This window comes from Helicobacter sp., assembly GCF_022511165.1.
Classification (GTDB): Bacteria; Campylobacterota; Campylobacteria; order Campylobacterales; family Helicobacteraceae; genus Helicobacter_C.
The window spans coordinates 1-22,774 of record NZ_JAFLSB010000002.1; the positions used below are offsets into that span (position 1 = coordinate 1).

The window sequence follows — 22,774 nt, forward strand, 5'->3', positions numbered from 1 at the left end:
TACCAAGCCGAGTGCATTTTGTGCGTAATGTCAATACACATTTGCACATTCAAACCCTCCCCTTATAGAAAATATTAAAAATAAACCAAGAGCATAGAATAACATTTATTCAAAGAGAGAATCTCTAAGGATTTTAAGCAGTTTTAGGCATTTTTGATTATAATGCCTCCTTCAATGAAGATTCTAAAATAAAGGAAGCAAGAATGGCAGCGATTAAAAAAGTTGTTTTAGCATACAGCGGCGGACTTGATACGAGTGTGATTTTAAAGTGGTTGGGGGATAATTATCATTGCGAGGTGGTTACTTTTACTGCGGATATTGGGCAGGGAGAGGAGGTAGAGCCCGCACGAGAAAAAGCCCTCAAGCTTGGGATAAAGCCAGAAAATATTTTTATCGAGGATTTAAAAGAGGAATTTATCCGCGATTTTGTTTTCCCTATGTTTCGCGCAAACACCATTTATGAGGGTGAATATTTGCTTGGCACTTCTATTGCGCGCCCACTTATTGCTAAAAGACTTGTAGAAATTGCCAAAAATGTTGGTGCTGATGCTATTGCGCACGGTGCAACAGGCAAAGGAAATGATCAAGTGCGATTCGAGCTAGGGGCTTATGCGCTTAATCCAGATATTAAAGTAATCGCGCCTTGGAGAGAATGGGATTTAAATAGCCGCGAAAAACTTCTTTCTTATGCAGAATCTGCGGGGATTATGATTGAGAAAAAACAAAATAAATCGCCTTATTCGATGGACGCAAACTTGCTTCACATCAGCTATGAGGGGCAGATTCTAGAAAATCCAAATACCGAGCCAGAAGAAGATATGTGGCGTTGGAGCGTCTCTCCCTTAAATGCTCCCGATATGCCAGAATCTATAAGTATTCACTTTGAAAAAGGCGATGGAGTAGCCATAAATGGAGAGAGGCTAAGCCCCGCAGCATTTTGGGCAAGGCTTAATGCACTTGGCTGTAAGCACGGCATTGGGCGACTTGATTTGGTAGAAAATCGTTATGTGGGTATGAAATCTCGGGGTTGCTATGAAACGCCCGGTGGCACGATTTATCTTAAAGCTCATCGTGCCATAGAATCCCTCTGCCTTGACAGAGAAGAGGCGCATTTAAAAGATTCTATAATGCCAAAATATGCAGAGCTTATTTATAATGGCTATTGGTTTAGCCCAGAAAGAGAGGCATTACAGGCATTAATTAACACAACACAGCAGAGAGTAAGTGGCGTGGTGCGTCTTAAGCTTTATAAGGGCAATGTGATTGTGATAGGGAGAGAATCTCCGCATTCCCTCTTTAATGCCGCATATAGCACCTTTGAGGAAGATTCTGTATATAATCAAAAAGATGCCGCCGGATTTATCAAACTCAATGCTCTACGTTTTATCATAGCAGGTAAAACACGTAAGTAGAGATTTAAGAGTGATAAAGCAGATTCTACAAGCCCTAAGAGTAAAAATTTTTCATATCAACCGCATTTTTTGCGTATGGTGTATGTTTTGGGGTGTTTGTATAGCGCAAGAGGCTTTTATACTGAGCCACAGCGATATTTCACAAGTGGTAAATTTAGGCTATGCGAATTTAGAGGTTTCTACTTTTATGAAAGGTTCTAAGAAAAGCAAAAAAGTTTTTATGATTTCAGATTTTAATAATATGAGTGATTTTGATATAGATATTACGCTTTTGGCGCGTGAGTTTATGACGCAGATGCTTCAATCAAAGCAATTTGCGCTCTCTGGGGCATTAGCGAGTAATGCTTTTGATGCTGATCCAAGCCTTGATAGAATCCGTGCTTTGCGCAATAACAAGGAATTTGCTGATATGATTCCAAAAGGCGCATTGATTGCACCAAAATATGCTCTAAGTGCGCGTATAAGCAATGATATTAGCACACAGGGTAAATTCAATATTATTACCTATCATTTTATTTTTAGCATTATCAATCTTGAGAATGGGCTTGTGGAGTGGGACTATATCGAACATATCAAAAAAAGTAGCAAAGAGCCTCTCCCTCCGCTCAATCGTGAATCTCCCTATGGTAGAGCCTGCATCGCAAATGCGCTTAGCCCAAATGAGCGCAAAGAGGCGTGTGAGGTGGCTATAAATGAGATTTGGCTAGGTAATTTTGAATCTATTCCACAAAATAAGAGAGAGCTTTTGCACACTTATGCGCAAAAGGCGACTGATTTAGGCTCGGCTTTTGGCGCACGGGTGCTTGGCACTAGCTATAAATTTGCTTACACAGATTTTACACGCGCAAAAAAATATTATGCCAAATCCTGTGAGGGTGGAGATGGAGGAGGCTGCTACAATCTTTCGCTTTTATATGAGAATGCTCAAGGCGTAGAGCAAGATATTGCTTTAGCAAAAAAATACGCCCAAAGCGCGTGTGAAAAGGGCTTTAGGGTGGGCTGTGAGAATCTTAAGCTTTTAGCACAATATAAAGATGATGAACAACTTGATGAGACAGCTTTAACAAATCAACGCGATTGTGAAAAGGGCTTAGGCATAGCGTGCGGGAATTTGTCATCGTATTATTATCACGGCTTTGGTGGTGCAAACAAAAATATCACAAAAGCGCGAATGCTACTTGAGAAAGGCTGCGCACTCAAAGATACATATTCGTGCTATCAATTAGGTTTATGGGAATTGCAGGGCTTGGGCGGTGTGCTTAAGAGTGGCAAAAAGGCTTTGGAGCATATTGTGTATGCGTGTGAGACTGATGCAAAAAAAGCGTGTAGGGTAATGGAGAATTTTAGTGAGCAACAGCAATATTTCTATAAATGTGAAGATAATGCCAAAAATATTGCAAATGCAGCGTGTTTAAACGCGGGGGATTTGTATGAAAATGCCCTAGATATAAAACGCGATAATACACAGGCATTGAAATACTACAAAAAATCTTGCGATGGTGGGCTAAAAGTAGCGTGTAATGCCTATAATGCCTTGGCGCAAAAACTAAAATAGTTTTTATCATAGATAACTTGAGTTAAATGTATAAAAAAGAGTTAAAGCGCATTGTAAGTTTGGCATTATACAATATGTTTTTTATTTTTGATGAATTGATTAAAGTAAGTTTTCATTTTAGGGGAGCGATATGGCGCAAGTTATTACAATCACTTCAGGCAAAGGAGGTGTGGGTAAATCTACGGCGGCGGCAAATTTGAGTGTGGGCTTGGCTACACAATTAGCAGATAAAAAAGTTGTGGCGGTGGATTTTGATATTGGGTTGCGTAACCTTGATATGCTCCTTGGGCTAGAAAATCGTATCGTATATGATGTAATTGATGTAATGGAGGGCAAATGCAACCTCTCCCAAGCTCTTATCAATCATAAAAAGACAAAAAATCTCTATTTTCTCCCTGCCTCACAGACAAAAGATAAAACAATTCTTGATAAGCAAAAAGTGGGCAAGCTCATTGAGGGGTTGCGGGAAAATTTTGATTATATTCTTATAGATTCACCAGCAGGGATTGAAAGTGGGTTTGAACACGCCATACTCTATGCGGATAGGGCGCTTATTGTTGTTACCCCAGAAGTAAGCTCCGTGCGTGATAGTGATAGGGTAATAGGCATTATTGATGCAAAATCTTTAAAGGCACAAAATGGACAGGAGGTGCAAAAGCATATCATCATCAATCGCATTAAGCCGGATTTAATAAAAAAAGGTGAAATGCTCTCTGTCGATGATGTTTTGGGGATTCTTGCATTGCCTCTTATCGGGCTTATTCCTGAAGATAGCAAAATTGTGAGTGCAACAAATACAGGCGAGCCTGTTATTTATACACAATCCCCGAGCGCAAAGGCATATATGCGTATTGCAAGGAGGATTCTAGGCGAGGAAGTGGAATTTGTAGCTTTAGAAGAAGAGGGTGTTATGGGGGCGATAAAAAGGATTTTTAAATGAGTTTTTTAAGTAATATCTTGCAAAAACCCTCACAAAAAAGTGCTTTAGCAGCAAAAGAGCGTTTGAGCATTGTTTTAGCGCACGAGCGCAGTGCTAATATCCCCTACCTTGAAGAGATGCAAAAAGAGATTTTGCAAGTTGTGCAGAAATATACCAAAACAAGCAATATCCATTTTAGTGCCAATAGTAACCAAAATATCAATATACTTGAAGTGCAAATTGAATTAGGGGAGCGATAAGTTGCGCCTTTTGCTGTGCGTATCGCTTATTATGTGCTTTGTAAGGGCAGATGCTATTTTTGAGCTTGAATCCACGCAGTCTAGCCAAAAGCCAAAGGTAGCCCAGCCCCTTTTAATATATGGCTTAAGCAAGTTTTTCTCTTATTTACATAATGATAATTTTATTGATTTGCAATCGCGCAAAGAGCCTTATAGCACTGATACCAAAGAGCTTACACAAGAGGATAAAAGCACACAAGAATCAAATAAAAAGATATATACAAAAAAAGATACAGATTCTAATGCTCTTATAGAATCTCGCCTCAAAAATCCCACCCCTCTCTATGGCACAGAGAAGCCAAAGGTGCTTCTTATAATGGATGACCTTTCCACACTCTCACAAGTCAAAAAAATAGAAAAATTGCAACTCAATATTACACCCTCAATTTTTCCCAAAACCAAGCATAATCCCACAACCCCAGATATTGCAGCGTATTTAAGCAAAAAAGACAAGGCTTTTATGGTGCATCTGCCGCTTGAGGCTCAAAATTTTATACAAAGCGAACTCACGCCCCTTAAAGTTGGCACACACAAAGAGGCAATTAAGGTGCAATTAGCAAGTATTAAGGCAGATTTTCCTCATCTTGTATATCTTAATAATCACACAGGAAGCAAATTTACTCAAAGCTATGAGGATATGCACAATCTCCTTAGTGTATTTGATGAGCTTGAATTAAAATTTATTGATAGCATTACAACAAGTCGTCCTGTGAGTGAGCGTATAGCTACAGAGCAAGGCAGACTTATAATGGCACGCGATGTGTTTTTGGATAATGAAACAAATGTCGCTTATATTAAAAATCAAATTCGCTCACTCATCATAAAGGCACGAGATAAGGGCTATGCTATTGCGATTTGCCACCCTAATGTCGCCACTTTTAAGGCATTATCGCAGATGAGAGATGATTTGCAAAATAATGTTGAGCTTGTAAATCCAGCAGAATTAGAATCTTATCTTATAAGCTATAAGAGTGCGCGTTATGTGCGCACTCCATTTACATCTCAATGATGCAAGATAGCCTTGATTCTGTGATAAAAGAGTTAGCTTATGAAGATTTGCCCAAAGCCCTGCGTTCTTTATCTAAACCTCCTTCAAAACTCTTTTATCGCGGGGATAGGGAGAGATTTAATGAGCTTTTGTGTGCAAAACCTAAGATTGCCATTGTTGGCACACGCAAACCCAATCCCTACACTAAATCCTTTGTGGCTACTTTAAGCGCACAGATTGCTAAACATAATGGCGTGGTGGTAAGTGGCGGGGCTTTGGGAGTTGATATTATCGCTCATACTCACGCTTTTCCACGCACGATAATGTTCTCTCCTGCAAGTCTTGAGATAAGCTACCCCAAGAGCAATGCTAAGATGATTGAGAAAATGATGAAAGAGGCTTTAGTGATGAGCGAATATCAAAAAGGCTATATGCCTCATCGCTTTAGTTTTTTAGAGCGCAATCGCCTTGTTGTGGGCTTAAGCGATTATGTGATTATCCCTCAAGCGGATTTACAAAGTGGCTCGATGCAGAGTGCAAGATTCGCGCTTACAACCGCTAAGCCTCTTTTTGTGCTACCTCATCGCATAGGCGAGAGTGAGGGGACAAATAAACTTCTTGCAGAGGGTAAAGCACAGGCGATTTATGATATTTCTGCTTTTATAGAATCCATTTTTGGAGATTCTTATAATGAAGATATAGGCACAAATGATGAGGTTTTGAGCTTTTGTGCAAAAAATCCTCGCTTTGAGGAAGCCTATGCGCGATTTGGGGAAATTCTTTATGAATATGAGCTTATGGGGAAACTCATTCGAGAATCTGGCATTATTCGTTTGGCTTAAAGTTTGCGTGGGCGGAGAATGTAGATTCTAAATAAAGAATCTTATTGCAATAACAAGGTATGTCCTTTATTGCATCAAGAATTTAATGATATGCTAAAAGCTACAATGCCTTAAAAGCGTTGCAGGGATTTGGGAGGTGGGTGGAAATCTTGCGAGTGGGATAAGGGGAGCGACTTTTGCATTTGTGCAAAGCACCAATCCACACTTGCGCATTCAAGCCCCTCTCCCTTGTAGAAATATAAAAAGTTTCATTATAAAAATTAGTTTTTCACACTTTTTGTCCCTATTTATTGCTTTGGATTTTAGTGTTATAATGCAATTTACTCTAGCAAAAATTAAGAATCTAAGGCAAAGAAGAGCAAAAATGAATATTCTTGCGTGTGATGTAGGGCTTAAGCGCATAGGCTTAGCCGTGTATAAAGAGGGCATTATCTTGCCACTTTCGCCAATCTTGCGCCATAATCGCAATCAAGCAGCAAAAGAGCTTACTCGCCTTTTGAGTGAGCGCGAGATAGAGAGGTTGATTGTGGGCTTACCAAATGGAGGGGTAGCAGGATATGAAGATACACAGCGCAGAATCAAGCATTTTATCTCGCTTTTAGCCTTTAGCGGGGAAGTTGTGTTTATTGATGAGGACTATACAAGCAATGAGGCTTTAGAATCTCTTGGCTATATGAAAAGGCAAAATCGTGCCAAGGCACAAAAAGATGGCAGGCTTGATTCCCTTAGTGCCTCACTTATACTTGAAAGGTATGTGCAGACATTGCGCTCTTAAGTTTTTGCACTAAGCTTCTTTTTCTTTGATTTGAACTTCATAGGTATACTTCATTTTGATTTCACAAAAAGCTTCTGCAAATAGGGCGCAAAAAAAGCCTTGATTTAAGTAAATTTAAGTGGGGGGCATAAACCACCCTTAATGCAAAATCACAAAGGAGAGAAAATGGATGGCAAAGGTACATTGAGAAGCTTTCTACAAGATTATGAAAACTTCTCAATCCCTCAATATCAAAGAGACTATGCGTGGGGAGAGAGGAATCTCAATGAATTATGGGAGGATTTGGAGGAAAACATAGAAGCAAAAGCTCAAAATCCAGAAAATGGAGGACATTTTCTAGGCACGATTGTTATTGCGAGTAAAGGTCAAAATGAGGCTGATATTATCGATGGACAACAGAGATTAAGTACTCTTTTTATGATACTTATTGCATTATGGGAGCGATTAAGTACAGACACACGAGAAAATTATGGAAAAAATATTTTATATAATAATGGAGAATGCAAACTACAAGTTGCCTCAAATAATCAAAACTTTTTTAAAGAGATTCTCAAATATGCCAAAAACCCCCACCTCCCAAGTGAAAAAGAATTAGAAAAAATAGGTTTAAAGCCACACACGCAAGGACAGAAAAATTATTATGAGGTATTTAAAACTTTATTGGGCAAAGTCAAAGATTTTGATGAGCAAGGGGCAAAGCAGTATTTTGAATCGCTTTTGTCTATGAGGCTTATATGCTTTAGAGAAAAAGACGCAGGAGCAGCCATACGCACATTTCAAAGTGTGAATGATAGGGGTGTGCCATTGCGCCTTTTAGATAAGCTTAAATCTTTGCTCATTTATTATTCTAATCGTTTTTGTGCTGATAAGGAGCTTGATTCTAGGATTAATGAACGCTTTGGTGAGATTTTTGCTTTTTCTATGGAGATTTTTTCTCATCGCTATCGTTCTGCAATCTTTGCTACACAATCAAATGAGATTGATGATATTGAGCGCGATATATTTCGCTATCATCTTGCAAGTAAGGTTTTTGCAGCTATGAATAAGAATCTAGGCTTATATAAAGAATCTGCAGAAAAGCATTATATTGAGCTAAAAAATAATATAAAGAGCATAAACAAAGAGAATCTAAGGGCGTTTTTAGAGGATTATAGCGAGGACTTAAAGCGATTTTTCAAAGCAGTGCGTGATATGCTTAATAGTATCGATGGGGATGTGGCGATGTTTAAGGCACTCATCATTGAAAATATTAATCCAATGTATTACAACACTTTTGTGCGTTTAAAGCTTGATAATAAGCTTGATGATGAGATGATTACGCTTTTTACAAAAGCTGATTGTGTTTTGACAAAGCTCAACGGGAAATTAAAAATACCCTATGATTTTATACATAGCTACAAAAATGGCAATATCGTGGAGCTAAAAGAGAGAATCTATAAAGAATGTAAAGAGAGCAAATACGCGTTAGAAAGCAAAATTGATAGCTTTGTAGATGATACCTTCAACCAAACGCATAAAAAAATCTTTCATTATCTTTTTATCGAATATAATGAATCTAGGTGGAAACAACCTCTTGATATTGGACATTTAAACAAGCTTTTACAAAATGAGGAAGGCAGAGAGGGGAGGCAGCTTGCTCAAACAATAGAGCATATTATCTCTCAAAGTGTTTTAGATAATGCACAAGACAAGGAGCAAGTAGCTGTAGCTATGGCACTTATCAAAGAAAGAGGCTTTGACAATATAGAGGATTTGAAAAAGTCTATTAACACTTATGGCAATTTGCTTTCTTTAGAAAAAAGATACAACAGCGAGGCTTCAAACAATAGCAATACGACCAAAGAAGAAGCCTATAGCAAATCCGCATTGCCATTTGTGCAAAGCTTTGACCCAAGCAAAGTAAATAGACAATTCATAATAGATTGCAATAATGCTACAAAAAAATGGCTCAAAAACACATTTTTCAAAGATTTCTTATAGAATTTCACAATTAAAATAGTCCTTTTTAAACTTCACATCTCAATTACCAAGACAATTGATAATAAACATTGTCAAAATATACATCAAAAACGATGTGAAGTTTAAAGTTTTTATATTAAGCTATATATAGATTCTATAAAAACACTTATTTTAGGGTATTTATTAGCCATAAACATACTTTTGTTTGTCTTTTGTATGTTAAGATGTTTTTTATTTTAAGGAATCTTATGCCACGAAGTAAGACAGCTAAAAAAACGATACAAAAAATCCTTGATATCTCTTTAAAGCTTTTCAACACGCACGGCTTTGCAAATGTAAAAATACAAGATATTATTGATAAATTGGCGACTTTTGGGCTAAGCAAGGGTGCGATTTATCATCACTTTAACAATAAAGATGATATTTTGGAAGCGATCTTAGCACAATATGAGCAAGAATCTAAGGCTATTTGGGAGATACAGCATTCTTCGCATAATGGCAGAGATAAGATTAAGGCAATTATTATGCAGTATGTGGAGCATTATTTTAAGCACAGGGAGCTTATGCGTGATTCTTATATGTTTTTTAGTTCATCTCGTGTCCTTGCCCATCGCCTTAAACATAATCACATCTGCCCTATTTTAGAATCTCTCATAGAGGAGGGGAATGCTGATGGCTCGCTCAATGTCGCCTACCCAAAGGCAGCAAGCGAGATGCTTTTTTGGGCGGTGTATGTGTGGATTCATTATAGTTTTTATCCACTTAATCAAAATGACTATATTCATAAAGTGCGTCATATACGTATGATGTGTGAGGGTGTGGGGCTAAGTGTGATTGATGAAGAAGTAAGTGCTACGCTCCTTAAGCTTTGGCAAGAAATGATGCGCTAGAGTTTATGCGCTTTCTTAAAGCTCCTCTATCAACAAAGAATTTTTAGAATCTTTAAGCATTAAAGTAGCTCACTCTCTGCTTTAATGCCTTTATAGGCAAGGCAAGTATAATGTATTTTGAGAATCTACTGCTCTGCTCTTATAATAAGGCTCTTTCCTAGTCCTAAAGATTCTATTATCTCTTGCTCTATGGCTCTTTGTTCACCATTATCTCTTTCGTGGTCATAGCCCAAAATATGCAAAAAGCCGTGTATGAAAAGCAGGCTCATTTCTTCTTGTGTGCTATGCCCTAGCTTTTTTGCCACCTGCGAGGCAAGCTCATAGTTTATCACTATGCTCCCTAGAGGCATATCTAGCGGGGAAGAATCCATATCTAAATGTTTATTTTCTACCTTTTTTCCTTGCATTTCTGCTTCATCTGCGCCCCATATCTCCCCATACATATCGTAGCACAAAGGGAAGCTAAGCACATCAGTGGTGCTATCTTTGCCACGATGAGCAAGATTTAGCTCACGCATAGATGTGCTATCAAGGGCAATGACTTCAAGCACAAAAGCTGAAAGATTGTGTGTAAAAATACCCAAATGCTCTATGCGCCCTAGAAGTTCATTTAAAAAGTCTAAATGTATAAGACTTTCTTGGGGTATATCAAGTGTGGGCATTGTTTTTTGAGGGCTAGGAGGGGTTGTGGGAGATACAGCATTTGGATTTTTTTGATGTGAATCATTTTTGGCTTTATAAGAGTGATTGTGCATTGATGCTCCAAGGGTAAATAGTTTTTTGTAAGTATAGCCACAAAGTGCTATTAAAGTGATATAATGCACTTTTTAGCATAGAGCAAGGCGGAACTTATGGTAGATTATGGCATTAATTTTTGGAGCAATAATGATTTTATCATCGCCGATGGCAAGGTAAAGGTAAATTACAAGCACAAACCAGCGTTAATTGATATTGTGCAAGATGTGCGAGAGAGAGGGTATAAAGGACCATTGCTTTTGCGTTTTCCGCATTTAATAAAAAAGCAAGTTGATGAAATGTTTCAATCTTTTGAAGAGGCGATTAAAGAGTATTCTTACAAGGGCAGATTCAAAGCGGTTTTTCCTCTAAAAGTCAATCAAATGCCTAATTTTGTCCTCCCTCTTGTGGAGCAAAGCATAGATAAATGCTATGGTTTGGAAGCAGGGAGCAAATCCGAACTCATTTTAGCTATGGCTTATACAAATAAAAATGCGCCCATAACCGTGAATGGTTTTAAAGATAAAGAGATGATTTCGCTTGGCTTTAGTGCGGCAAATATGGGACACGATATTACCCTTACCATTGAGGGTTTAAATGAGTTAGAAACAATTATTGAGGTAGCAAAAGAATTGGGTGAGCCTTATCCAAATATTGGATTAAGAATCCGCCTTCACAGCACAGGCACGGGGATATGGGCAAAAAGTGGGGGGATTAACTCAAAGTTTGGGCTTACAAGCACAGAGCTTTTAGAAGCAATTGATATGCTTGAAAAAGAGCAGCTTTTGCATCAATTTACAATGATTCATTTTCATATTGGGAGTCAAATTAGCGATATTTCACCACTCAAAAGAGCTATTAGAGAAGCAGGAAACATCTATGCAGAGCTACGCAAAAAAGGCGCAAAAAATTTAAAATGTGTGAATATCGGTGGCGGTTTAGCAGTAGAATATACACAGCACGAGGGCGCAAATAATCGTAATTATACATTGAGTGAGTTTAGTGGTGATATTGTGTTTTCTTTGCGTGATATTGCTAAAAATAAAAAAGAACCCGAACCTGATATTTTTATAGAATCTGGACGCTTTATTGCTGCAAGCCACGCAGTGCTTATCGCTCCTGTGCTTGAACTTTTTTCACACGAATATGATGAAAAAGCCCTTAAGCTCAAAGATAAAAATCCCCCGCTTGTTGAGGAGCTTTTTGATCTTTATAATAGCGTGGTGGAGAAAAATGCGATTGAATACCTCCACGATAGCCTTGATCATATGGAATCTCTGCTCACACTTTTTGATTTGGGCTATATTGACTTGCAAGATCGCTCAAATACCGAAGTGCTTGTGCATCTTATCATCAAAAAAGTGATTAAGCTTTTAAAGCATAAAAACTTCAATGAGATTTTGCAGATTCAAGAGCAGGTGCAGGAGCGATATTTGCTCAACTGCAGTTTTTTTCAAAGTTTGCCTGATTATTGGGGCTTGGGGCAGAGTTTCCCTGTGATGCCACTTGATAGGCTGAATCGCCGCCCTAATCGAAGCGCGAGTTTATGGGATATTACTTGTGATTCTGATGGCGAGATTGCTTTTAAGGCGACACAGCCGCTTTTTTTACACGATGTTGATGTAACCAAAGAAGAATACTTCTTGGGATTCTTTCTTGTAGGCGCGTATCAAGAGGTGCTTGGTATGCGCCACAATCTCTTCACGCACCCCACAGAATTTAGCGTAGAATTTGATGATGATTTGAATAAGGGCTATGAGCTTACAAATCTCATTGAGGCGCAAACGATTTTAGATGTGCTTGATGATTTGGATTATGATACTAAAGACATTGAGCGACGCTTAAAGCAGCATATTGAGGATAATCAAAACCTTGATAGTGAGGGTAAGAAAGAAATGCTTGGCAGGCTTTATGTGATGCTTAGTGAAAATGGCTATTTGCGCACAATCGCAACTAAAGGAGACTAAAGGGTGAAGCACACACACATTCCCCTAGAGCATACAGAGCCAACACAAGAAGAATCTACCCCGCCAAACATCAATGCCACAAAAAAAATAGGATTGTGGCAGATGATTAAGGAGGATTTTTGCATTATTAAGCAAAAAGATCCTGCGATAAATAAGAGCATTGAGCTTTTTTTTAATTATCCCGGGTTGATTGCGCTTGTGCATTATCGTATTGCTCATCGTATTCATAAGGCAGGATTCAAAGTTATAGCGCGTATTTTAATGGGGCTTACAGGATTTATCACAAATGTAGATATTCACCCAGCTGCGCATATTGGCAGGCGCGTTTTTATCGACCACGCCACAGGTGTAGTCATTGGCGAGACAGCAGAAGTGGGTAATGATGTGATGATTTATCAAGGCGTAACATTAGGAGGCACAAGCCTTAATAAAGTCAAGCGCCACCCCACAATCGAAGATGGTGTAGTCATTGGTGCGGGAGCAAAGATTTTAGGCAATATACGCGTGGGTGCGAATGCTAAAATAGGTGCAAATTCTGTGGTAATTAAAGATGTGCCGCCAGAATGCACGGCGGTGGGAATCCCTGCGCGTGTGATTGTCAAAGGACGCGCGCAAGGAGCAAATGCGCTCAATAAGCTCCCTGATATTGATAGAGTGCTATTTGAGTATCTCTTTAAACGCTTGCAGATTCTTGAAACAAATGCAGAATGCGCTCATTCAAAAGAGCTAGAGGAGCTTAATGAGCTTTATGCAAACTTTTTAGAATCCCTTAAAAGGTAAGTTTGAACATTTTGGTAATGTAGCAAGTGGCATTGCTAACTATATCTTAAAGGTGCTTATCATCTCATCAAGGGCTTTGCTTTGATCACCAAGTGCGTGTGAGTTATTTTGCATATTTTCATTAATTTTTACAATCTCACTTACACAAGAAGCGATTTTTAGCCCATTATCTACAATCATAGAGGTATTTTCATTTACTTTTTGCGCGCCCTCTAAGCCCTGCAAAGATTTTTGCATAGCCTCTTGCACGAGTGCAAACAGAGTTTTTATGTTGTCACACATCATTTCGCCTTGTTGTGTGAGATGATTCATCGACTTGACGCTATTTTCCATATCGCTAGAAACCTCATCTATGGATTGCAAGATAGATTGGGTAATCCCGCTTGTCTCGGTTATAGAATGTTGTGTGCGCTCTGCTAATTTCCGCACTTCATCAGCCACCACTGCAAACCCTCGTCCGTGCTCTCCTGCACGCGCAGCCTCAATAGCAGCATTTAAGGCTAGGAGATTGGTTTGGTCAGCGATGTCAGTGATAGTGGTAAGCACACTTTGGATATTTTTTGCTTCATCAACAAGAGAGAGAATCTTTTGCATATTCTCATCTTCTTTGTGTGCGCTTTGGGCAATGGATTCATTAATGGAGTTGATTAAAGATTCAGTATGTTGCGTTGTTTTTAGTACATTGTCTAAGGATTCTTTTGTGGCATTTGAAAGCGTAATATTCTGCTCTATAATATCTACGCTCTTTTCACCAAGCTCGGTATTATCTTGGGAGATTCTAGCAATATTTTTAGTATTGCTATCAAGAGAGGAAGTTGTCTCTACAAGCTTTTGCGTGATAGAGAGATTATTTTTAATAAGCTTCATTACTTCCAAGAATGCATTGTGTATATAAGTAATAAAGGCATTTATAGAGCGCGCCATTTTGGAGATTTCATCATTTGCTAGGAGTTTTACTTGTTCTGTCAAATCTTTATTTTGCGTGATATGGGCAAGTTTGCGATTTACATTTTCTAAACGAGTGAGAATATTTTTGACTACAATAGTGCTAAAGATCATTGTAAAGAGGAGAACAAGAGCAGAGATAATAAGCAGGGTTTTAAAGCTATTTTGCAAAGATTGCACGACTTCATCTATAAATTCATTAAAATGGGCTGTGATGAAATCCTCAACATTTTTAAGCACATTGATTTTTTGTGTAATTGTATCAAACCATAGCTTCGCATCAACACCAAAATCCCCGGTATTTCGCTTCTCAATGAGGACATCGCGCATTTTTTCTACTTCAGCAAAACTCTCATCTTTAATGGCATTATGATAAAAATCAAAGCTTGTTTGTGAGGCGAGGGAGAGAAAAATCTTTAAAAATGCCTCTTGCTCTGCAACAAGGGAGATGGCTTTATTATAACTTACATTATTTGGCGCTACATTAGCAGCAAAGATACCATTGACTGTGGCACGTTCTAATCCTGCACGTTCTTTGGCATAAAGAAAGCTTGTATAAGCCACCATAGCCTTAGCCAAAATGGCATTATCAATAATTTTTGTAGATTCTAAAACACTATCGAGCAAAAAGGCAATCGTGTTTGTGTAGTATCCCACGACTTGCGCGGGTTGTATGTTGGCCTGAGCATTCACATACGCATCAGCATCTTGCCTTGTCTGCGTGATTTTTGCTACATTTTGCAAACCCTGCTCCAAAGCAGAAGTGAAACTTGAATCTAAATCAGTATATTGCGCTACTACATCACGCAAGGCTTTATGCTCTTTATCAGTGAGCAATCGCTGCTCTTTGAGTTCATTGGCAAACTTAGCCCCCTTACTTCCAAGAAATCCTGCGCTTAATCCGCGCTCCTTTTGCATCTCGTGTATAAGCTTTGAGGCTTGCTCGGATATAGAGATTTGATTCCCTAGCATTTGAGCTTGATTGATAGAAGTATAGATTTGAGAGAGTTGTGAAAAAAGAAAGCAAACAAGCGCAATAAGAGGGACACCAAGAGAGACAAGAATCTGTGTTTTAATGTTTAAATTACGAAGTAGAGAAGTCATTGGCTTCCTCCTTAAATTGGATGCGTAGTAGTAAGGATGAATTTTACCTTAAAATGCTGTTTTTATTTGATAAATATCATTTTTGGTGCAAAGAATCGTGCAAAAAAGAAAATGATGCTTGTATTGAGTAAGCAAAGCACGATAATAGCCCTCTTTGAGAGGCACTATATTTCCTGCCTCATCGCATATTTCACTCTCATTGACAAGAATCTCACCATCAATATCCCTGCCCCAAAGCTTTAGTCGTGCTTTATAGAAATGCTCACTCAATTCGCTTTGCCCCTCAAGTATTACATCAACTTCTTTACCTACAAGTGCGAGATTTGAGGCTTTGAGCTGGGCTTTAATGATATGATTTAGCGCATTGATGCGCTTATTGGTAATTTTTGTGTTTGGGTGAGGTAGGGAGAAAGCTGGAGTATGCTCTTGGGGAGAATAGGCAAAGAGATTAATCCTATCAAATACAAAAGATTCTACAAACTCGTGCAATTGCGCAAAAGCCTTTTCATCTTCATTGGGATGTCCAATCACAAAGCTTGTGCGAATAAAGCTATGAGGCACTTCACGCATTGCTTTAAGGAGAGCTAAATGTGTTGCCTTATCTGCGCCGCGCCGCATTGACTGAAGCATAGAATCTGCAATATGCTGAATGGGCATATCAAAATAGGGTAAAAAGCTGTGTGAGTTCGCGATAGCCTCTATGAGCGCAAAAGAAGTCGTGCTTGGATAGAGATAAAAGATTCTGCAACTGATAGGAAGTTTAAGGCTATCAATAGCATTAATCAGCATAATCAAGCCATCTTTTTGTCCCAAATCACGCATATATGAGCTTGAATCCTGCGCGATAAAGCTAAAATCCCTAAAGCCCTGCTCATAGAGATATGTAAGCTCTTTGAGCGTGGAGTTAAGGGTGCGTGAGTGGAGTTTGCCCTTAAAAGAGGGGATTGCACAAAAGCTACATTGTTGGTTGCAGCCCTCGCTTAGCTTGATGTAAGCGTGAAAGGAAGAGCCAATAATCACTCGCTTATGGGATTCATCAGCTAAAAAAACTTTGTTTGATTGAATAGAGCGTAGATTTTTAATCATCATATCAATCTTATCATAATCGCTCACACCTGTGATAATATCAATCTCTGGTATTTCATTTTTAAGCTCTTTGGCATATCGTTGCGCAAGGCAGCCACTTACGACAAGGAGCGCGCCCTTTTTGCGATTATGCGAGGCTTCAAGGATTGTTTGGATACTCTCTTGTTTGGCGGATTCTATAAAACCGCAAGTATTAATGATAATCACATCTGCATTATGCAGCTCTGGCGTAAGGGTATAAGAGCGCAATCGCCCAAGCATCACTTCAGAATCCACAAGATTCTTCGTGCAACCAAGTGAGATGAGGTGGAGGCTTTGCTTTGCTTGAAAGTGCATTATTTATCCTTTAATAATACGCAGTGATAGGGCGCAAAAAGGCACATTAGGCAAAATTGTAGGCAAACTTGGCTTAAGAAAAGGGTATGTTAAAAAAGTTAATTATTATGTTACATAATGGAATTTATAAATACAAATATAATCAAAATAATGTCTATTTTTATAAAAAGATATAATAATTTTTAAGCGGAGCGGATGTTTTATCTGCTCCCTATATCAAGCTTTGGTTTGCAAAGCTAATGAGCTTATAACCTACATAAAAAAGGAGGAATAATGAAAAAACTTTTTGTTTTTATCACTTGTATTTTCGTAACCTATGCGTTAGCAGAGGAATCAAAATATCGTTTTATATTGAGTGGAGGGGCAGGCTCTCAAGTGAGTTGGCTTAAAAATGCCGATACTAATGTCAGGTGGAGCAATATGGGCGATACTTTAGATGCCTACAAAGGCGGTTTGAGCGGTATTGTGGCACTAGGAGTAGAGGCAAATACAAGCCAAAAGCTTTTTACACGCTTTCTTTTGGAGGCAAGTGCTGCAAAAATCCCTAATCTCGCCTCAAAAGCGATATATCAAAGCTATGGAGTGATGCTAGAAGAGGGGTATAGATTCACCCCGCGATTTTATACATTTGCCGGACCCGGTATCGGCTATGCGCTGCTTAAGCATAATGATTCTCGCGCACAAGGCGTAGCTATCAATGTCAATGGTGGCTTTGGCTTTGCACTTACAGACAATGTGAATCTTGAGCTAATGGGGCGATTAAGCTTCCCTGTAAGCGGTAAGAATTTTAAAACTCTAGGGGCAGATGAAAGCCAAGCATTGCCCGGGCGACTTGATTACTATGCAAGAATCAATGTGCGCTTTTAAGAGCAAAAAGGCGTCTTATAGCAAAGCGTTCTTTCTCGCAATCAATGCGCCCTTAAGCGCAGGAAAGCGGTTATTTGTTTAAATAAGAATCAATGTTTTTAAGAGCGCAAAATATCCCAACGCGGTGTAATCTTGCCATCGACTTGCTCGGTGGCACACATCCCCATAATATTATATCCTCCATCGACATAATGCACTTCTCCGGTAACACCACTTGCAAGAGGGCTTAGCAGATACATCGCGGCATTACCTACTTGATCAATGCTTACATTTTCGCGCAAGGGCGCATTTGCTTCATTCCATTTGAGCATAATATTAAAATCACTAATGCCACTTGCAGCGAGTGTTTTAATGGGACCAGCCGAGATAGCATTTACACGAATGCCACACTTGCCTAAATCATAGGCAAGATAGCGCACACTTGATTCTAAGGCTGCTTTTGCCACGCCCATTACATTATAGTTTGTTACATATTTCACACTACCAAGATACGTGAGTGTGAGGATTGCTGCATTTTTGTTGAGTAGGGGAAGCATAGCGCGTGAGAGTTCAATAAGAGAATATACAGAAATTTCCATAGCAGTATGAAAGGCTTGTTTGCTTGTGTGGATAAACTCTCCCTCCAGTGCATCTTTAGGAGCAAAAGCCACAGAATGCACGAGAAAATCGAATGTGCCAAAATCTTTTTTGAGTGAGTTTGCAAGGGCATCAAAATGCTCTTCTTTGCTTACATCAAGCTCATATACATAATCTTTTGCGCCAAGCTCTTGTGCAATAGGGCGCACGCGTTTTTCAAGGGCTTCATTAAGGAAAGTAAAGGCAAGTTGTGCGCCTTGCTCTTTGCACGCTTTAGCAATCCCATAGGCGATTGAGCGGTTATTTGCCACACCTACAATAAGCCCTTTTTTTCCCTCTAAAATCCCAGCCATAACAACCTCCTTGCAGATAGTGAAATTGCGCGTATTATACATATTTTTGCTAAAAACTCGCCCAAAAACCTTGCCTCCCTTATATTTTGTGTTTGTAAAAGATCTAATAATAGAAATTTTAGCGATACTTTAAGCAATAAATGCGATAATGTATATTCTATTATTTAAATAAGGAGTTTGTATGAAAAGATTAGGTTTAGGTGTTTGTGTAGCTTTATTTTGTGCGGGTTGTGTTGGCACTGAACCTACACCACAAGCAGACATTGAGGCAAATGCAAAAGCCGAAGTGGCAAAAATATTTCAAAAGCCTATTGAGACAACTTATGGCAAGGTGCTTAAGAATCCAGATGATATTAGCTCGCTTAATGATTGCGTTTCAAGCGAGATAGTAGCTGCTCTTAACGAAAATGAAAAGCTTTTTTTAGGCGGTGATGTAACGGATAAGGCAACACTTGGTGGCGATGTAGCAAAAGCTGTAGGCAAGAAGCTTATTATCACAAGCCCAGAGGCAAAAGCTGCGATTAAAAGCTGTTCTATTTCGCTTGGTATGTCAAAGCTTGGTATTTAATAAGGCTAGGTTAAGCTTGTCTTAACGCGCTGATTTTAAATACCTTTAAAGACCTTGTAAATATCCGCTAAATGCCTGAGCGGATAATATCCTTAAAGCTCTGCAAATCTAGGCTTGCCGAGCCTACAAGCACACCATTCACAGAGGGGAGAGCGAGAATCTCTTTTGCATTTGTAGCATTTACACTTCCCCCATAGAGCAAGGGTGCGCTTGTGAGGGTAGAGAGCATCGCGTGAGTGGATTCTATTTGTTCAAGTTCTGCACTCACTCCCGTGCCAATTGCCCAAATAGGTTCATAAGCAACAATAAGCTTAGAATAATTTGTGTCGATTCCGCTTAATTGCGCTTTTAAAAAATCTTGCAATGCTTCTTTACCTTTTTGACGCACTTGCAAAGGCTCGCCAATACAATAATACACATTAAATCCCGCCTCTTTATAGAATCTAAATTTTTCGTTGATAAAGTGTTGAGATTCATTAAAAAGTGTGCGCCGCTCACTATGCCCAATCAGCAAATGCGTAATATGAAACTCTTCGAGCTGTTTGAGTGTAATCTCACCTGTGAATCCCCCACTTTGTGCAAAGTAAGCATTTTGTGCGCCAAGATGAAAATGTGAAAAATCATCTTTTAAAAGCGCAGTAGCAGAGGGGAATACGCGGACTTTAGGTTGGGATTTTAGAGAGGTATGAGAATCTGTGGCATTTGCACTATGAGAAGCAAAAGAGGCAAGAAAGGCATCAAGCTCTTTGGTATATTCTTGCACAGCGGTGCGTGTGAGGTTTGATTTAAAGTTTGCAGCAATGATTTTTGGCATTTATGCTCCTTGTGGTTTTTAAGAATCTTAAGGCATAGATTCTGCTTTGTGTGGTTTAAGAATCTATAATACACATTCTATCTTAAAGTCGCAAATCCTAACATACCCTTAATAATAAGCCTTGCAATGCACCTCCTCACGCTTCCCCTTACATTTTTCAAAAAGCAATTTAATATTTTGCGTTACAATTTATGTCTTTGGTATGCTGAATTTGCCCTTGCACATCACTCATCAAAGCGAGAATCTATGAATACTTTAAATGTCATCGATACTTTTGGGTTTTTCTTTCGGAGCTTTTATGCTCTGCCACCTTTAAAAAATACTCAAGGTTTTCCCACAGGGCTACTTGTGGGATTTTGTAATTTGTTGCAGTCTCTTTATAAAGATCCCTCTTGCACTTATATTGTCTTTGCCCTAGAGGGTGGGGGAGAGAATAAAAGACGTGAGATTTTTGAAGCCTATAAACGCAATCGCACTGCTCCACCCCAAGAGCTGATTATGCAGCTACCTGTGGCGATTGAGTGGATTAGAAAAATGGGCTTTTTAAATATTAGCATTGAGGGGTATGAGGCTGATGATGTGATTGCTTCAATTAGTAAGATTGCTAATGCTAAACATATCGCTGTGCGTATTATTAGCCACGATAAAGATTTATATCAGCTTATTGATGAGCATACGCATATTTATGACCCTATTGGCAAAAAGGATATTAGAGAAGAGCAATGTCTTGAAAAATATGGCGTGAAACCTACACAATTTGTTGATTATCAAGCTCTTGTAGGGGATAGCAGTGATAATGTAATGGGCATAAAAGGCATAGGTGCAAAAAGCGCCCAAAAGCTTATAGCGCATTTTGGAAGCATAGAATCAATGTATAAACGCGAAAGTGAGCTTATAGAAGTAGTAAGCCCTCGTATCGCAAATCTTGTGCGCGAGGGTAAAGAAAGCGCATTTTTAAGCAAAAGACTTGTTACTTTGCATAATGATTTGATTGAGGATATTGATTTAAGTAAATGCCTAATGCCCCAAAGCAATCCTATGCTCAAAATCCTCGATGAGCTTAAAACCTATGACCTAAAAAATATCATCTCCAAAGTGCAATCCCCCCACGAGCGATACGCGCAAAAAAAAGAAGCGCAAAAAGGCATAGGCTCAAGTATGAAGCCAAATTCAAAAAGCACACAAGCTTTTCACTTTATACCGCATTTATTAGATAATGTTGCTGATATAGAATCTGTGCTTCAAGGCATAGAGGAAGGAGCAAAGATTGGCTTTGACTGCGAGAGCGATAGCCTTGATTTGCAAGAGGCGCATTTGGTGGGATTCTCATTTTGCTTTGATGGAGAGAATGCTTACTATGTGCCGGTAGGGCATAGCTATTTGGGCGTGGAGAAGCAGCTTAGCCTAGAGGAGGCAAAGCATATTGTGGGGCTTATTTTTGCCCACCCGCTTATTGGGCATAACCTCAAGTTTGATTTGAGTCTTATTCATCGCACTTTGGGCTTAGAGCATAAGGGTGCGATTTATGATAGTATGATTTTATCTTGGCTCTATGATTCTATCGCGCCTGTGGGGCTTGATAAGCAAATGCTCAAATGGTTTAAGCACACGATGATAAGCTTTGATTCTATTGTGGCAAAGGGCGAGAATTTTTCGCTTGTGCATCTTAATACTGCCACACAATATGCTGCCGAAGATGCGGCTGCAACTTTCGCGCTTTATCATCGTTTAGAGCAGGAGTTTTTGGCGCGTGAGTGGGGCGCGATTTTAGAGATTGCCTATACTTTAGAATTTCCTTTCATCAAAGTGCTTATGGCAATGGAATATGAGGGGATTAAAGTAGATATGGCATTTTTAGAATCCCTCAAAGACAAGGCAAGTGAGCAAATTTCACATCTTAGCGCGGAGATTTTTTCTCTTTGTGGCGAAACCTTTAATCTCAACTCCCCCCAACAACTCTCCCAAGTGCTTTTTAATCGGCTCGGTTTGCAGCCCGGGCGTAGTGTGAAAGGGGGCTTAAGCACTGATGAAAAGACGCTTTTAGCCATAGCCGATAGCCACGCGGTGATTCCTTTGATTTTAGATTATAGGGAGGTAAATAAACTCAAAAGCACCTATATTGAGCCGCTTTTGCGCTTTGGGGCAGCAAATAGTGAGCATAGAATCCACACTTCATTTTTGCAAAGTGGCACAGCTACAGGGCGCTTAAGCTCCAAATCACCCAATTTGCAAAATATCCCTGTGCGGCGCGAGGAAGGGCGTAAGATTCGCCAAGCTTTCATTAGCAAAGAGGGGCATAGCCTTATTAGTATTGATTATTCTCAAATTGAGTTGCGCCTTTTAGCGCATTTTTGCAAAGACCCCTCCCTCATTGAATCTTTTAAGCAAGATAAAGACATTCACTATGAGACAGCTGCGCGGCTTTTTGGGGCAGAAAATGCCAAAGATAAACGCGCTATTGCCAAATCGATTAATTTTGGGCTAATTTATGGTATGGGGAGCAAGAAGCTTTCTGAAACTCTACGCATACCGCTTAAAGAGGCAAAAAGCTACATAGAGAGCTATTTCGCGCTTTTCCCTACCATACAAGATTTTCTCAATGCGCAAAAGACATTTTTGCTTGAAAATGGCTATTCACAAACGCTTTTGGGGCATAGGCGGTATTTTGATTTTCAAAAGGCAACAGAATTTATGAAAGCTAATTTCTTGCGTGAGGGGATAAACTCTATTTTTCAGGGGAGCGCGGCGGATTTAATCAAACTCTCAATGTGTGAGATTCATAAAAAATATGCAAAAAGTGATTTAAAAATGCTTTTGCAAGTGCATGATGAGCTGATTTTTGAAGCTCCACAAGAGAAGGCACACGCTTATGCCAAAGAAGTAGCAGATATAATGAATCACATCTATACTCTTGAAGTGCCTTTAAAATGTGGGATAAGCATTGGGCATAATTGGGCAGAGCTTAAATAGCCACACTCACGCATTTAAGCCTATTTGCAAGATT

19 protein-coding genes are annotated in these 22,774 nt (G+C 39.2%); 14 read left to right on the forward strand and 5 right to left on the reverse strand.

All coding sequences use genetic code 11. From position 1 onward, the window contains the following. Nucleotides 1-203: 203 nt before the first annotated feature. The 9 genes from J1E28_RS00335 to J1E28_RS00375 all read left to right on the forward strand — a co-directional run bounded on the left by J1E28_RS00335 (nt 204) and on the right by J1E28_RS00375 (nt 9,639). Nucleotides 204-1,412, forward strand: a complete 1,209-nt coding sequence (locus J1E28_RS00335) for an argininosuccinate synthase (RefSeq protein ID WP_291025951.1) — start codon at nt 204-206, stop codon at nt 1,410-1,412. Nucleotides 1,413-1,422: 10 nt separating this feature from the next. Then, entirely contained in the window at nt 1,423-2,967 is a 1,545-nt protein-coding gene (locus J1E28_RS00340) for a hypothetical protein (RefSeq protein ID WP_291025952.1), read from the forward strand. Nucleotides 2,968-3,097: 130 nt separating this feature from the next. Next, a complete protein-coding gene (gene minD / locus J1E28_RS00345) occupies nt 3,098-3,907 on the forward strand; it encodes a septum site-determining protein MinD (RefSeq protein WP_291025953.1) in 810 nt (269 codons plus the stop codon). Beyond that, the gene (gene minE, locus J1E28_RS00350) at nt 3,904-4,146 is read left to right on the forward strand and encodes a cell division topological specificity factor MinE (protein ID WP_291025954.1); all 243 of its coding nucleotides are present in this window, start codon (nt 3,904-3,906) and stop codon (nt 4,144-4,146) included. The genes minD and minE overlap by 4 nt, the downstream gene beginning before the upstream one ends. A 1-nt stretch (nt 4,147) precedes the next feature. Beyond that, a complete protein-coding gene (locus J1E28_RS00355) occupies nt 4,148-5,194 on the forward strand; it encodes a divergent polysaccharide deacetylase family protein (protein WP_291025955.1) in 1,047 nt (348 codons plus the stop codon). After that, the gene (locus J1E28_RS00360; RefSeq protein ID WP_291026017.1) at nt 5,194-6,015 is read left to right on the forward strand and encodes a DNA-processing protein DprA; all 822 of its coding nucleotides are present in this window, start codon (nt 5,194-5,196) and stop codon (nt 6,013-6,015) included. The genes J1E28_RS00355 and J1E28_RS00360 overlap by 1 nt, the downstream gene beginning before the upstream one ends. 364 nt (nt 6,016-6,379) lie before the next feature. Next, the gene (gene ruvX / locus J1E28_RS00365) at nt 6,380-6,790 is read left to right on the forward strand and encodes a Holliday junction resolvase RuvX (protein WP_291025956.1); all 411 of its coding nucleotides are present in this window, start codon (nt 6,380-6,382) and stop codon (nt 6,788-6,790) included. Between the two features lie 165 nt (nt 6,791-6,955). Beyond that, nucleotides 6,956-8,770: a DUF262 domain-containing protein gene (locus J1E28_RS00370; RefSeq protein WP_291025957.1), complete on the forward strand. Its 1,815-nt coding sequence runs from the start codon at nt 6,956-6,958 to the stop codon at nt 8,768-8,770. Nucleotides 8,771-8,997: 227 nt separating this feature from the next. Continuing rightward, on the forward strand, nt 8,998-9,639 hold the full coding sequence (locus tag J1E28_RS00375) for a TetR/AcrR family transcriptional regulator (RefSeq protein WP_291025958.1): 642 nt from the start codon (nt 8,998-9,000) through the stop codon (nt 9,637-9,639). Nucleotides 9,640-9,764: 125 nt separating this feature from the next. On the opposite strand, the gene ybeY is transcribed toward J1E28_RS00375, so the two are convergent. After that, nucleotides 9,765-10,232 (reverse strand): rRNA maturation RNase YbeY, encoded by a 468-nt coding sequence (gene ybeY, locus J1E28_RS00380; RefSeq protein ID WP_291026018.1) that lies wholly within the window; start codon nt 10,230-10,232, stop codon nt 9,765-9,767. Nucleotides 10,233-10,490: 258 nt separating this feature from the next. On the opposite strand from ybeY, the gene speA reads away from it, so the two are divergent. Together speA and cysE are read left to right on the forward strand one after the other, a co-directional pair. Continuing rightward, nucleotides 10,491-12,341: an arginine decarboxylase gene (speA, locus tag J1E28_RS00385; protein WP_291025959.1), complete on the forward strand. Its 1,851-nt coding sequence runs from the start codon at nt 10,491-10,493 to the stop codon at nt 12,339-12,341. Between the two features lie 102 nt (nt 12,342-12,443). Then, nucleotides 12,444-13,121: a serine O-acetyltransferase gene (cysE, locus tag J1E28_RS00390; RefSeq protein ID WP_291026019.1), complete on the forward strand. Its 678-nt coding sequence runs from the start codon at nt 12,444-12,446 to the stop codon at nt 13,119-13,121. A 39-nt stretch (nt 13,122-13,160) separates the two neighbouring features. Here cysE and J1E28_RS00395 read toward each other — a convergent pair whose 3' ends face one another. Both J1E28_RS00395 and rimO read right to left on the reverse strand, forming a co-directional pair. Continuing rightward, nucleotides 13,161-15,170: a methyl-accepting chemotaxis protein gene (locus J1E28_RS00395; RefSeq protein ID WP_291025960.1), complete on the reverse strand. Its 2,010-nt coding sequence runs from the start codon at nt 15,168-15,170 to the stop codon at nt 13,161-13,163. Between the two features lie 48 nt (nt 15,171-15,218). Further along, nucleotides 15,219-16,592, reverse strand: coding sequence for a 30S ribosomal protein S12 methylthiotransferase RimO (gene rimO, locus J1E28_RS00400; RefSeq protein WP_291025961.1), 1,374 nt, complete (start codon nt 16,590-16,592; stop codon nt 15,219-15,221). Nucleotides 16,593-16,865: 273 nt separating this feature from the next. On the opposite strand from rimO, the gene J1E28_RS00405 reads away from it, so the two are divergent. Continuing rightward, nucleotides 16,866-17,459 (forward strand): hypothetical protein, encoded by a 594-nt coding sequence (locus J1E28_RS00405; RefSeq protein ID WP_291025962.1) that lies wholly within the window; start codon nt 16,866-16,868, stop codon nt 17,457-17,459. 98 nt (nt 17,460-17,557) lie between these two features. On the opposite strand, the gene fabI is transcribed toward J1E28_RS00405, so the two are convergent. Further along, nucleotides 17,558-18,388 carry an enoyl-ACP reductase FabI gene (fabI, locus tag J1E28_RS00410; protein ID WP_291025963.1) on the reverse strand — a complete coding sequence of 277 codons (831 nt, stop codon included), beginning with the start codon at nt 18,386-18,388 and terminating at the stop codon, nt 17,558-17,560. Between the two features lie 181 nt (nt 18,389-18,569). Here fabI and J1E28_RS00415 point away from each other — a divergent pair, with 181 nt between their 5' ends. Further along, nucleotides 18,570-18,956, forward strand: a complete 387-nt coding sequence (locus tag J1E28_RS00415; RefSeq protein ID WP_291025964.1) for a hypothetical protein — start codon at nt 18,570-18,572, stop codon at nt 18,954-18,956. Between the two features lie 67 nt (nt 18,957-19,023). Here J1E28_RS00415 and J1E28_RS00420 read toward each other — a convergent pair whose 3' ends face one another. Beyond that, entirely contained in the window at nt 19,024-19,770 is a 747-nt protein-coding gene (locus tag J1E28_RS00420; protein ID WP_291025965.1) for a triose-phosphate isomerase, read from the reverse strand. 246 nt (nt 19,771-20,016) lie between these two features. On the opposite strand from J1E28_RS00420, the gene polA reads away from it, so the two are divergent. Then, on the forward strand, nt 20,017-22,740 hold the full coding sequence (polA, locus tag J1E28_RS00425; protein ID WP_291026020.1) for a DNA polymerase I: 2,724 nt from the start codon (nt 20,017-20,019) through the stop codon (nt 22,738-22,740). Nucleotides 22,741-22,774 lie beyond the last annotated feature (34 nt).

Bases quoted from the DNA above. Each gene is read 5' to 3' on its own strand.
- cysE (WP_291026019.1), top strand. From the start codon at position 12,444: ATGATTAAGGAGGATTTTTGCATTATTAAGCAAAAAGATCCTGCGATA.
- J1E28_RS00375 (WP_291025958.1), top strand. From the start codon at position 8,998: ATGCCACGAAGTAAGACAGCTAAAAAAACGATACAAAAAATCCTTGAT.
- J1E28_RS00405 (WP_291025962.1), top strand. From the start codon at position 16,866: ATGAAAAAACTTTTTGTTTTTATCACTTGTATTTTCGTAACCTATGCG.
- rimO (WP_291025961.1), bottom strand. From the start codon at position 16,592: ATGCACTTTCAAGCAAAGCAAAGCCTCCACCTCATCTCACTTGGTTGC.
- J1E28_RS00420 (WP_291025965.1), bottom strand. From the start codon at position 19,770: ATGCCAAAAATCATTGCTGCAAACTTTAAATCAAACCTCACACGCACC.
- polA (WP_291026020.1), top strand. From the start codon at position 20,017: ATGAATACTTTAAATGTCATCGATACTTTTGGGTTTTTCTTTCGGAGC.
- speA (WP_291025959.1), top strand. From the start codon at position 10,491: ATGGTAGATTATGGCATTAATTTTTGGAGCAATAATGATTTTATCATC.
- J1E28_RS00360 (WP_291026017.1), top strand. From the start codon at position 5,194: ATGCAAGATAGCCTTGATTCTGTGATAAAAGAGTTAGCTTATGAAGAT.
- J1E28_RS00395 (WP_291025960.1), bottom strand. From the start codon at position 15,170: ATGACTTCTCTACTTCGTAATTTAAACATTAAAACACAGATTCTTGTC.
- ruvX (WP_291025956.1), top strand. From the start codon at position 6,380: ATGAATATTCTTGCGTGTGATGTAGGGCTTAAGCGCATAGGCTTAGCC.
- minD (WP_291025953.1), top strand. From the start codon at position 3,098: ATGGCGCAAGTTATTACAATCACTTCAGGCAAAGGAGGTGTGGGTAAA.
- minE (WP_291025954.1), top strand. From the start codon at position 3,904: ATGAGTTTTTTAAGTAATATCTTGCAAAAACCCTCACAAAAAAGTGCT.
- J1E28_RS00415 (WP_291025964.1), top strand. From the start codon at position 18,570: ATGAAAAGATTAGGTTTAGGTGTTTGTGTAGCTTTATTTTGTGCGGGT.
- J1E28_RS00335 (WP_291025951.1), top strand. From the start codon at position 204: ATGGCAGCGATTAAAAAAGTTGTTTTAGCATACAGCGGCGGACTTGAT.
- J1E28_RS00370 (WP_291025957.1), top strand. From the start codon at position 6,956: ATGGATGGCAAAGGTACATTGAGAAGCTTTCTACAAGATTATGAAAAC.
- fabI (WP_291025963.1), bottom strand. From the start codon at position 18,388: ATGGCTGGGATTTTAGAGGGAAAAAAAGGGCTTATTGTAGGTGTGGCA.